Source organism: Massilia paldalensis (assembly GCF_044901715.1).
In the GTDB taxonomy this organism is placed as follows: Bacteria; Pseudomonadota; Gammaproteobacteria; order Burkholderiales; family Burkholderiaceae_D; genus Telluria; species Telluria paldalensis.
This window is the reverse complement of sequence record NZ_JBJCIU010000006.1, coordinates 17,037-25,649: the sequence shown is the minus strand read 5'-3', so window position 1 is coordinate 25,649 and position 8,613 is coordinate 17,037. Positions and strand designations below refer to the sequence as shown.

Sequence of the window (8,613 nt, the reverse complement as noted above, 5' to 3'; positions counted from 1 at the left end):
TATCTATCAGCAGTGAACTCATGCATTCCGAAGAGCTTATGTACGCCAACCCTTCCCAAAAGTAATTCATTAAATACTTATGTTTTCTAAGTATGAAATACTTTATAGAAAAGGGGGTCATGCATAAGTTTCCCAAAAGAAAGCATAAGTCCACCTCATCCTATGGAAACAACTTACGAGTCATAAGTTCAGGAAAGGACAATCAGTCGCGGGAGTGATAAGTTGCTACTCCATCAATTCCACGATTTCTTCCATCTCGTCCTCCTCGGGCGTGACGGATACCCGCGCGCCAGGTCCGGTGCCGCCAGCGTAGCCCCGACCCAGCTCGGTCACGGCGATCGGCCGGCGCTGGCGCCCGCGGCGCTTCTCCGTCGGCAGCTTCTCGACCAGGCCGTGGGCCACCAGGGCGCGGATCGAGAACTGCAGGCTCGCCTTGGTGGTCTCGTAGCGGACCCGGTCCAGGATCTCGTCCAGGTCGCACGGCTGGTCCGGGCCGTTGCCGGCGCCGATCACGCGCAGCAGTTCAATCTGTTTCGTCGTCAGGTTCATCTTCGTCTTCCGGGATGTCGGTCAGTTTGGGGGCCGGGATGGTGCTCATTTGCTCGCGTGCGCGCGCCAAGTCGAGCGGTTCGGTCAGGCTCTGGTTGTCGAACGCGAACAGCGGCAGGCGCGCGGGCAGCTCGACGCCGTGGTCAGGGTTTTCGAAGATGCCGTAGAGCGGGCTGGCCAGGACCAACTGCTGCAGGCTCTTGAGCAGGTAGCCCACTTCCATGCCATCGACCCGGCTGGTGCCGTTGGCGCGGTTATCGCCCGACTTTTCCATGGATGAGCAGGTGTAGTAGAACTTGCGCATCTCGGCGACGCATTTCTTCTGCACCGCCGGCGACATGGCGTCGATCTCCTCCTTGATGCCCACGTAATCCATCGGCATCGAGGTGAACCAGCGCTGGAAGAAGGCCAGGCCCTTCGCGTAGTTGGCCGAGCGCTTCGGTTTCGTGAAGCGCATGCCGGCTTTGGCCGCGAACGGGTTGAATTTGCTCATCGACGACTGGAACTCGACGAATCGGCAGCCGGTCATGCGCATCATGAGGTTCTGCATGCGGTAGGCGATGCCGGCGCCGCGATACATCGTGTCCAGCACTAGGCGGCTGTTCGTGCAGGCCTGGGCGTTGAGCCACATGGCGCGCGTGCGGTTGACCAGGCGCGTGTCGCGGCCGTTCACGTTCGGGCGCATGTACTTCATCGCCTCGTTGCGGCCGGACAGCAGCATCTTCGGCACCGTCATCACGCCCACGCCGATCACCTGGCCATCGAGCATGCAACGCCAGTAGCGCGGGCCGATGCCGGTCTTGTCGGCCTTGTAGTGCAGCTCGTGCAGCACTTCCCAGTCCTCCTTGGTGCCGCGCTCGATGTAGATGCGGTTCAGGAGCGACAGGCGGTGGCCGGCCGGGCGCGCGCGGCGCTCGACCAGGATGTCCTCGTTGTCCAGGATGATCATGCCGGCCACTTCCAGATCAGGAATGCGCCGGCGCCGACCATGGCCAGGGCGAAGCATTCGAACGTGGTCATGCCCAGACTCCTGCGGTGGCCAGGAAGGTGCGCAGCGCGGTCTCGGTCTTGGCGCCGGCGGACGGGCTGCCGACTGCCTTGCCGTCCTTGTAGACGATCAGGGTCGGGACGGCGCGCACGCTCTCGCTGGCGGCCAGCTGGCGCTCGGTGCCGGCGTCGACGCCGACCAGGGTGAATCCGATGTCGGTGGCCAGGCGCTCGATCAGCGGCTTCATCGACTTGCAGGGGCCGCACCAGCTGGCGTGGAACATGACCACGACCGGCTCGGCGTAGGAGGCCTTGAGCACGTCGTCGAAGAAGGCGGTGTTGTGGGTGTTATGCATTTTCGGATCCTTCAGTGGTTGGGCGCTCGACCAGGATCTTTTCCCGGTAGCGCTTTTCGATGTAGAGGCTCGGCGCCAGGTCGTCGACCATGTCGGTGTGCGTGGTGGCCACGAGCAGGGTGGCGCCGACCTGGCGCGCGGTCTTCTGCAGCGTGTAGGCGATGATCTTGGCCGCGGTGCGGTCCAGGACGGCCAGGAACTCGTCGGCGACCCAGACCTTGGCGCCGGACTCGATCAGCTTGGCCAGGCGGAAGCGGTAGCGCTGGCCGTCCGACAGCTCCGCGGGCTTGCGCAGGTAGAGGTAGGCGTCGTTGATGCCGGCCAGCGACAGGTAGGCCAGGCCCTGCTCCTGCGTGGCGCCGATCTGGTCGGTCAGCGGCTTGTCTTCCAGCTCGACCTTGTCGATGTCAGCGACGACCAGGCCCTCCTCGGCCATCTGGTGCTGCAGCTCGCGCAGCACGGTGCTCTTGCCGGCGCCGGACTGGCCGGTGACGTAGACCACGTCGCCCTGCTCGATGTCCAGCTTCAGGTTGTCGAACACGACGAATTCCTTGTCGTCCAGGCCCAGGCCGAACGCTTCGGCCAGCGCGAGCACGCGCGGGGTGCGCTCAACGGAGGTCTCGTAGCGCTTGTCGATGGTGTAGGTGGTCATTTCTTGCGATCCTCGTAGTCGTCGTGGTCGCCCTCGTCCGGGTCGACCTGGCCCTGCATCCACGCGAGCGTGCAGGGGCAATAGGGGGTGCCGTAGGCCGGGCCGCTGCAGTGGCAGCCCATGCCCCGGGTCGTCTGGGTTTGGCCGCCCAGGACAATGCGGCCGCGCTTCAGCTCGGTCATTTGGGCCACGCCTTCAGGCACTGGGCCGGCGTCAGGGTGTCGACCTCCTGGGCCGGATTCGCGCATGCAGCGTGCGACATCACGCGAATCGCGCACCAGTACGCAAGGCCACGCGGCAGCTTGTTGGCCAGCCAGCAGTAAAATTCACTTTTCATTTCGTCACCGGTGACTTATTCATGGTGCGCACAAATTCCATGAAGGCTTCTGCGCCGGCCATGCCCGAGTCCTCCTCCAGCTGGGCCATGAAGATCGCGACCTCGCGCTCGTCCGCGCCGCGGATCGTCTTGAAGCCCAGCGCCTTACCGATCGCGACAGGCTTGTCGGCTGCAGCGGCGATTGTTGCGGTGGTCTCGGCCGCCTGCTGCTCGAGTTCCACGTCCATGTTGGTCACGAAGGCGTCCGGGTTCAGCTCGCCCAGGTCGGCGGTGACGAATTCAAGTTCCTTCGCATCGAACATGCCGGACAGGTCGAAGTCCAGGTCGGACAGCTCCTTGGCCAGGATGTCGGCGTCGATATCGGAGATGGCCACGCGGTTGTCCGCGAGACGGAAGGCGCGCTTCTCCTCATCGGTCATGTCGGTCATCTGCAGGACCGGCACCTTCGCCAGGCCCAGCTTGATCGCGGCTAGGCGCCGGCCGTGGCCAGCCAGGATCTCATCGTTCTCATCAACGACGATGGGGTTTCCACGCCAGCCGAATTTCTCGATCGAGGCGGCGATCTTGCTCACCTGCGCGTCGTTGTGGATCTTGGCATTCTGGCTGTAGGGCTTGACGCGGGCGGTATCCCACAGCTGGATGTTGGATTTGATGTCTTGGGTCATGGGCACATCAGGGAAAGAAGAAAACAGAAAAGCCACATCAGGGTCAGGATCGGCGCGACAACGACCAGGATCGCAACCGTCATGAAGCCCCGATACGGCAGGTTGCAGTCGTAGTGCGTCAGGCCCATCAGGAAGACGGCTGCCAGGGTGCAGAGAAACGGGAAAAGCCACCACTGGATCATTATTCGTCTTCCTGGTAGTTGGGATTGGCCATGAAGCGCAGCTCGTGGACCGACAGCTCCTCGACCAGGTCGACGGCTTCGAACTGATCGCCGTCGCGGCAGCGCCGGCACTCGTAGGGGATGTCGGCGTTCACGCAGCTGTCGCAGAACTCGTAGCGCTTGGTGGCCATTTCAGTACCCCGCGCGCTTGATGATGTGGACCAGGGCATTACCTGCGTTGGACAGCGTGTCCTCGTCGGTGAAGCCCTGCTCCTTCTGGACCTTCGCGATGGCGTCGGCGATCGTGGAGTCGTCGCCCAGCGGCACCTTGAAACGCATGACGGCGTGCGTCTGGGCCGCCTTTGGCGCCGGTGCGCTTGGGGCTGACCCGTCGTCGTCCGGGAGTTCAAGATCATCGAGCGATATATTGCTAGAAGCGAAGATCGAGCTGAAGTCCGCGTCGGTGAAGGGCATGAAGGCAGCCAGCTCGTCGGCGCCGCCCAGCGATTCCAGCAACTCGGCCAGGCCGAGCGTGTCGTCTTCGCCGTAGCGGCCGTTGTCGACGATGCCGATCTCCTTGGCCTTCTTGTCGTCGATGTGGCCCAGGTTCATCACCGGGACGGTGGCCATGCCCAGACGGATCGCGGAATCGCGACGGTGGGCGCCTCCAAGAATTTGCAGCGACCCATCGGAAAGGATGCGAACGATGATCGGCTTGAACATGCCCAGGCGCTTGATCGAGGCATCGATCTTTGCCTCGTTGTCTGGCGAGACCACATTGGTGTTCCAGGGATTCGGCTTGAGTGACCGTGGATCCGCTTGCTGCATGAGAATTTGTTGCATACCTGAGTGTGATTGCATATAAGTCAGTGGTGACTTATACTTTATTCCTAATCTAGAAACTTGGCAAGCCAAATGAGCCTCACAATCACCATCGCGAGTAACGCCACCGTCGCCAAATTGCATGAGCCGAGCCGCGAGGTGAAGCTGGCGGTCCAGGACATCCTGTCGTATGCCGTCGGCGGCGCCGAGCACAGCATCGCCTTCAAGCGTGGCAACTGGGACGGCCGATCGTCCTTCCTCGATTTCAAGCTGGGCACCTTCCCTGCCGGCTTCGTGCATTACGTGTCGGCGAAGCTGCGGCAACAGGGCTACCAGATCCGTCATGTCCGTAAGCCCCTGCCCGAACCGCAAGGCCCGGAGCTGCCCGAGATCGACTCGTTTGGCTACGACCCGCGCTACGACTACCAGCCCGAGGTGGTCAAACGGCTGCGCAAGCACGGCCAGATCATCGCCCAGGTGGCCACCGGCGGCGGCAAGAGCCGGATCGCGCGCATGGCCTTCGCCTCGATCAACCTGCCGACCTTGTTCCTGACCACGCGCGGCATCCTCATGTACCAGATGAAGGATGCGTTCGAAGAAATGGGCACGCCGGTCTCGGTGCTGGGTGACGGCCAGTTCGGGCACACGACTGCCGACGGCCGGCAAGCCGTCAAGAAGATGTGCGTCGGGATGGTCCAGACCTTGATCGCGCGCCTCGAGGAGAAGACAGTCGACGGCGAGCTGGAAAAGATGATGGACGCCCGCGTCAAGAAGGAGCTGAAGGACTACAAGGCTTACGAGACCCAACTGCTGGCGCTGGGCGGCCCGCTTGCCGCCAGGAAGGAGAAGCTAAAGGTGTTCGAAGCCGCCCAGACGGCAGAGCGAAAGAAGCTGGCCGAGAGCATGCGCGCCGACGCAGCAGTCAAAGTGTCGGCCCACATGCGCGACCGCGCGCGCACGATCGCCTTGCTCGAACGATTCGGCTTGGTCATCCTGGAGGAAGCGCACGAGGCGTCAGGCAACAGCTACTACGAGATCCTGCGCCACTGCAAGAACGCCCACTATCGCCTGGCGCTGACAGCAACCCCATTCATGAAGGGCGACGAGGAATCGAACATGCGCTTGATGGCGTGCTCCGGCCCGATCGCCATCAAGATCACCGAGCAGATGCTGATCGACCGCGGCATCCTGGCGCAGCCCCACTTCAAGTTCATTCCGCTGCGGCACAAGCCGGCCAAGCTGGCGCGCGGCACTGGCTGGCAGTCAGCGTACCGTCTGGGTATCGTTGACAACGAGCATCGCAACGAGATCATCGTCGCCGAGTGCAAACGCATGGCAGATCATGGTCTCACTTCGATGGTCCTGATCCAGCAGACCCGTCATGGTGAGGTGCTGGAGGCTGCAATGCGGGAGGTGGGCCTGCGCGTCGATTTCATCCGTGGCGAGGACGACCAGGACGGGCGCAAGCGCGCGCTGAAGAAATTGGCCGCCGGCCTGATCGACGTACTGATCGGGACCACGATCCTCGACGTGGGCGTCGATGTGCCGGCGGTGGGGCACGTCTTCCTTGCCGGCGGCGGCAAGGCCGAGGTGGCGCTGCGCCAGCGCATCGGCCGCGGCCTGCGGGCCAAGAAGGTCGGTCCGAACGTGTGCTACGTCACGGACTTCGCCGATGCCTTCAACGACTACCTGGTCGGACATGCGAAGCAACGCCAGGAGATCATCAAGGGCACGCCTGGCTTTGAGCGGTTCGTCTACGAGAACGGCAGGGACTTCGACCTGCCGGCCATGGGATTCCCGCTGCAGGAGCGCGCCGCGGCTTGATCATGCCTGCGCTGCGGGGCGTGGCTTGTCGCTCGATTGATAGAACGCCGCCTCGTAGCCGAGCATATCGACCTCCCAGACGCAGAGCATTTCGCGCCCCTGCTTTTCATAGAGCTTGCAGATGGTGTCGGTGACTACCTGGGCGAGGATCGCCTCATTGGCGGGCGTGAGCGAGGTATCGAAGTTGATATGCTCGGACTCGCAATCTTGCGAGTCATTGGCGGAAGTCAGAACGATTTTATATTGGGATTTCATGTTGCTCCTTTCAAAATTACGATAACGCTTCCCCTAAATTGGGGAAACAGACGCTTATCCTCGCTCTGCCAATGCATTAATAAACATTGGCTTAATAAAGCGAGCAGCAAACTCACATACAAAAACTATTAACCGGCGAACCGGAAACAAAGCTGAACAAAAGATTGAGTCTTTAAGACCCGCATCTTCTGCAGTTTGTAAAGTCTCTGTATGTGCAGGCTGGCAACATTAGGAACAACTATCCGTAGGAAAAAGCAAAGGAACATTCCTTCGCGAAGTCAAATCCTAGTCGATAATGTTCAAGCTTGCAACAACAATTTGCTGACGCACAACATTGCGCCGAAAGCACTGTATGAATATACAGTATAAATCCTGTGGTTGGGGTTCAGCAAGCCGCAAAATCGAAAGTAGATGGCGCTTGCAGAGCGCCGGTAGCGGTGCTATGATTGATTCACTGATGACTTACTAAGGACGCCATGAAACACACCTTGATCATCAACATCCTGATCGTAGTCGCCGTGTGCTTCGTGATCTTCGTCGAGCACAACCCGCTGGCCCTGCTGGCGCTTGCCTTTCTGGTGCCGTTCCCGTTGAACGCGCAACCTGGCTTCTTCGCCTCCCCGGGTGTCGATGCCAAAGATGAATCAAGGCCGATCGGCTTCACCGCCGACCTTGTGGCCTGACCACCGACATTGATGTGTCTCCTCCAGCGCTCTTATGAGCGCTTTTTTTTTGCGTGAGATATTCGCTCGCGCACTATAATCACTCATCAGTGATTTATTCTTCGGAGCATACCTTGAGCAGCAAGACCACCCGCTACACCATCGACCTGGACCCGGCCGCGCGCGACCGCCTGCACCGTCTGGCCAAGGCCTATCAGCTCACGCAGGGCGAGGTCATCGAGGTGCTGGTGGAAGACATTGACATGCCTGAGCCGGACACGTTATTCGACCGCCTTTTCAAGAGCAAACGCCAGGCGAAGCTGGCCCAGCGCGCTGCAGCTCGGGAGACGATGGCCAAACTCAAATCCCTGTCGCCGGATGAGCTGGCCGACATCCTCGGCCGCGCAGGCTCGCAGTGAAGCGCATCTTCATGAAGGTAGGCGCCCTGCCGATCAACGACCGCATTCACCACGTCGAGTACGAATTTCCAGAGGACGACAGCTGCACACTACGGCGCGCCATGGCCGAAGACGGTCAGGTGCGCAGCATGTGCCCCTGGAGCTTCAAGGACGCGCTCAGCCTGGTCGATTCGGGCAACTGGGCCGAGGTGGTGCGACGCGAAGACGGCACTTGGTACGCCCCGACGCTGGCCGAGCTGGAGATCCTCTCCAAGAAGCGCACCAGCGATCCGGACGCGCCGGCAACGATCGTGGAGCTGGTGTGGTGAGCAGGTATTTCACCCGACGGTGCCTAGAGCTGCATTTCCCCAACGACTGTCGATACATCGAGGTCACGGACGACGGCCGCTATCTGCATGTCAAGGACGATGGGCGCAAGATCGAGAACAGTGAGGTCAAAGTGCCAGCGCTCGATGCCTGTCTGCGCTACGTGGAAAACGGCTCTTGGGTAGAGGTGGATGTCTGGGGGAGGCCTTTGCGCCCAACAGGCTCATACATCGGAGGTGATCACTGGTGAGCCTGGATTACGAAGATCACATGCGCGCCTGGCGGGCCAAGTAGTCAAAGACCGTCCTGCGACGCCGGCAGACATCGTGGTGAGCGGCTATTCGGTTGGCACCAGCTTCACGCGCCAAGACATCGCCGTGAACTTGGTTCCCAACTCGTCCAGTTCCAGGCCGCTGAACGTCATTTCGTCCTCCTTGGCATACCGCAGTACGGCGTCGTAGAGCGTCAGCTTGCCCCCATTGTCCGTGATGAGGGAGGCGCAATAGCTTGTACGACGGAACTCGCGCATGTAGACCTCCCCGAAGTCGAACTGTCCGCTATGCAAGTGCGGGGGCATCGCCAAGCGGTGCAATGGCAATGGCCGGCCTCCATCCTCAA

The 8,613-nt window shown here is 61.1% G+C and carries 16 protein-coding genes; 4 read left to right on the top strand and 12 right to left on the bottom strand.

Going from position 1 to position 8,613, the window contains the following annotated elements; all coding sequences use genetic code 11:
• Positions 1-225: 225 nt before the first annotated feature.
• The 10 genes from ACI1V7_RS24725 to ACI1V7_RS24680 form a co-directional block, all read right to left on the bottom strand.
• A complete protein-coding gene (locus ACI1V7_RS24725) occupies positions 226-549 on the bottom strand; it encodes a winged helix DNA-binding protein (protein ID WP_404534671.1) in 324 nt (107 codons plus the stop codon).
• The gene (locus ACI1V7_RS24720; RefSeq protein ID WP_404534669.1) at positions 524-1,498 is read right to left on the bottom strand and encodes a hypothetical protein; all 975 of its coding nucleotides are present in this window, start codon (positions 1,496-1,498) and stop codon (positions 524-526) included. The genes ACI1V7_RS24725 and ACI1V7_RS24720 overlap by 26 nt, the downstream gene beginning before the upstream one ends.
• Before the next feature lie 67 nt (positions 1,499-1,565).
• Complete coding sequence (locus ACI1V7_RS24715) at positions 1,566-1,892, bottom strand: thioredoxin family protein (RefSeq protein ID WP_404534667.1); 327 nt, start codon at positions 1,890-1,892, stop codon at positions 1,566-1,568.
• Positions 1,885-2,544, bottom strand: coding sequence for an ATP-binding cassette domain-containing protein (locus ACI1V7_RS24710; RefSeq protein ID WP_404534665.1), 660 nt, complete (start codon positions 2,542-2,544; stop codon positions 1,885-1,887). The genes ACI1V7_RS24715 and ACI1V7_RS24710 overlap by 8 nt, the downstream gene beginning before the upstream one ends.
• The gene (locus ACI1V7_RS24705; RefSeq protein ID WP_404534663.1) at positions 2,541-2,726 is read right to left on the bottom strand and encodes a hypothetical protein; all 186 of its coding nucleotides are present in this window, start codon (positions 2,724-2,726) and stop codon (positions 2,541-2,543) included. Before ACI1V7_RS24705 ends, ACI1V7_RS24710 begins: the two co-directional genes overlap by 4 nt.
• Entirely contained in the window at positions 2,723-2,881 is a 159-nt protein-coding gene (locus ACI1V7_RS24700; protein ID WP_404534661.1) for a hypothetical protein, read from the bottom strand. Before ACI1V7_RS24700 ends, ACI1V7_RS24705 begins: the two co-directional genes overlap by 4 nt.
• Positions 2,878-3,546: a ParB/Srx family N-terminal domain-containing protein gene (locus ACI1V7_RS24695; protein WP_404534659.1), complete on the bottom strand. Its 669-nt coding sequence runs from the start codon at positions 3,544-3,546 to the stop codon at positions 2,878-2,880. The genes ACI1V7_RS24700 and ACI1V7_RS24695 overlap by 4 nt, the downstream gene beginning before the upstream one ends.
• Positions 3,543-3,728 carry a hypothetical protein gene (locus ACI1V7_RS24690; RefSeq protein ID WP_404534657.1) on the bottom strand — a complete coding sequence of 62 codons (186 nt, stop codon included), beginning with the start codon at positions 3,726-3,728 and terminating at the stop codon, positions 3,543-3,545. The genes ACI1V7_RS24695 and ACI1V7_RS24690 overlap by 4 nt, the downstream gene beginning before the upstream one ends.
• The gene (locus ACI1V7_RS24685; RefSeq protein WP_404534655.1) at positions 3,728-3,898 is read right to left on the bottom strand and encodes a hypothetical protein; all 171 of its coding nucleotides are present in this window, start codon (positions 3,896-3,898) and stop codon (positions 3,728-3,730) included. The genes ACI1V7_RS24690 and ACI1V7_RS24685 overlap by 1 nt, the downstream gene beginning before the upstream one ends.
• A gap of 1 nt (position 3,899) precedes the next feature.
• Positions 3,900-4,550, bottom strand: a complete 651-nt coding sequence (locus ACI1V7_RS24680) for a ParB/RepB/Spo0J family partition protein (protein WP_489672320.1) — start codon at positions 4,548-4,550, stop codon at positions 3,900-3,902.
• A gap of 72 nt (positions 4,551-4,622) precedes the next feature.
• Here ACI1V7_RS24680 and ACI1V7_RS24675 point away from each other — a divergent pair, with 72 nt between their 5' ends.
• On the top strand, positions 4,623-6,353 hold the full coding sequence (locus ACI1V7_RS24675; protein WP_404534651.1) for a DEAD/DEAH box helicase: 1,731 nt from the start codon (positions 4,623-4,625) through the stop codon (positions 6,351-6,353).
• On the opposite strand, the gene ACI1V7_RS24670 is transcribed toward ACI1V7_RS24675, so the two are convergent.
• The gene (locus ACI1V7_RS24670; RefSeq protein WP_404534649.1) at positions 6,354-6,608 is read right to left on the bottom strand and encodes a hypothetical protein; all 255 of its coding nucleotides are present in this window, start codon (positions 6,606-6,608) and stop codon (positions 6,354-6,356) included. It abuts the gene before it with no gap.
• A gap of 476 nt (positions 6,609-7,084) precedes the next feature.
• Here ACI1V7_RS24670 and ACI1V7_RS24665 point away from each other — a divergent pair, with 476 nt between their 5' ends.
• From ACI1V7_RS24665 to ACI1V7_RS24655, 3 genes are all read left to right on the top strand, one after another.
• Positions 7,085-7,291, top strand: coding sequence for a hypothetical protein (locus tag ACI1V7_RS24665; protein WP_404534647.1), 207 nt, complete (start codon positions 7,085-7,087; stop codon positions 7,289-7,291).
• 113 nt (positions 7,292-7,404) lie between these two features.
• A complete protein-coding gene (locus ACI1V7_RS24660; protein ID WP_404534645.1) occupies positions 7,405-7,689 on the top strand; it encodes a hypothetical protein in 285 nt (94 codons plus the stop codon).
• An 11-nt stretch (positions 7,690-7,700) separates the two neighbouring features.
• Positions 7,701-7,997 carry a hypothetical protein gene (locus tag ACI1V7_RS24655; RefSeq protein ID WP_404534643.1) on the top strand — a complete coding sequence of 99 codons (297 nt, stop codon included), beginning with the start codon at positions 7,701-7,703 and terminating at the stop codon, positions 7,995-7,997.
• Between the two features lie 335 nt (positions 7,998-8,332).
• On the opposite strand, the gene ACI1V7_RS24650 is transcribed toward ACI1V7_RS24655, so the two are convergent.
• Complete coding sequence (locus ACI1V7_RS24650; protein WP_404534641.1) at positions 8,333-8,524, bottom strand: hypothetical protein; 192 nt, start codon at positions 8,522-8,524, stop codon at positions 8,333-8,335.
• Positions 8,525-8,613 lie beyond the last annotated feature (89 nt).

What these genes read in the sequence shown, in the direction of transcription:
- ACI1V7_RS24725 (WP_404534671.1), bottom strand. Translation starts at nt 549, where the DNA reads ATGAACCTGACGACGAAACAGATTGAACTGCTGCGCGTGATCGGCGCC.
- ACI1V7_RS24720 (WP_404534669.1), bottom strand. Translation starts at nt 1,498, where the DNA reads ATGATCATCCTGGACAACGAGGACATCCTGGTCGAGCGCCGCGCGCGC.
- ACI1V7_RS24715 (WP_404534667.1), bottom strand. Translation starts at nt 1,892, where the DNA reads ATGCATAACACCCACAACACCGCCTTCTTCGACGACGTGCTCAAGGCC.
- ACI1V7_RS24710 (WP_404534665.1), bottom strand. Translation starts at nt 2,544, where the DNA reads ATGACCACCTACACCATCGACAAGCGCTACGAGACCTCCGTTGAGCGC.
- ACI1V7_RS24705 (WP_404534663.1), bottom strand. Translation starts at nt 2,726, where the DNA reads ATGACCGAGCTGAAGCGCGGCCGCATTGTCCTGGGCGGCCAAACCCAG.
- ACI1V7_RS24700 (WP_404534661.1), bottom strand. Translation starts at nt 2,881, where the DNA reads ATGAAAAGTGAATTTTACTGCTGGCTGGCCAACAAGCTGCCGCGTGGC.
- ACI1V7_RS24695 (WP_404534659.1), bottom strand. Translation starts at nt 3,546, where the DNA reads ATGACCCAAGACATCAAATCCAACATCCAGCTGTGGGATACCGCCCGC.
- ACI1V7_RS24690 (WP_404534657.1), bottom strand. Translation starts at nt 3,728, where the DNA reads ATGATCCAGTGGTGGCTTTTCCCGTTTCTCTGCACCCTGGCAGCCGTC.
- ACI1V7_RS24685 (WP_404534655.1), bottom strand. Translation starts at nt 3,898, where the DNA reads ATGGCCACCAAGCGCTACGAGTTCTGCGACAGCTGCGTGAACGCCGAC.
- ACI1V7_RS24680 (WP_489672320.1), bottom strand. Translation starts at nt 4,550, where the DNA reads ATGCAACAAATTCTCATGCAGCAAGCGGATCCACGGTCACTCAAGCCG.
- ACI1V7_RS24675 (WP_404534651.1), top strand. Translation starts at nt 4,623, where the DNA reads ATGAGCCTCACAATCACCATCGCGAGTAACGCCACCGTCGCCAAATTG.
- ACI1V7_RS24670 (WP_404534649.1), bottom strand. Translation starts at nt 6,608, where the DNA reads ATGAAATCCCAATATAAAATCGTTCTGACTTCCGCCAATGACTCGCAA.
- ACI1V7_RS24665 (WP_404534647.1), top strand. Translation starts at nt 7,085, where the DNA reads ATGAAACACACCTTGATCATCAACATCCTGATCGTAGTCGCCGTGTGC.
- ACI1V7_RS24655 (WP_404534643.1), top strand. Translation starts at nt 7,701, where the DNA reads ATGAAGGTAGGCGCCCTGCCGATCAACGACCGCATTCACCACGTCGAG.
- ACI1V7_RS24650 (WP_404534641.1), bottom strand. Translation starts at nt 8,524, where the DNA reads ATGCGCGAGTTCCGTCGTACAAGCTATTGCGCCTCCCTCATCACGGAC.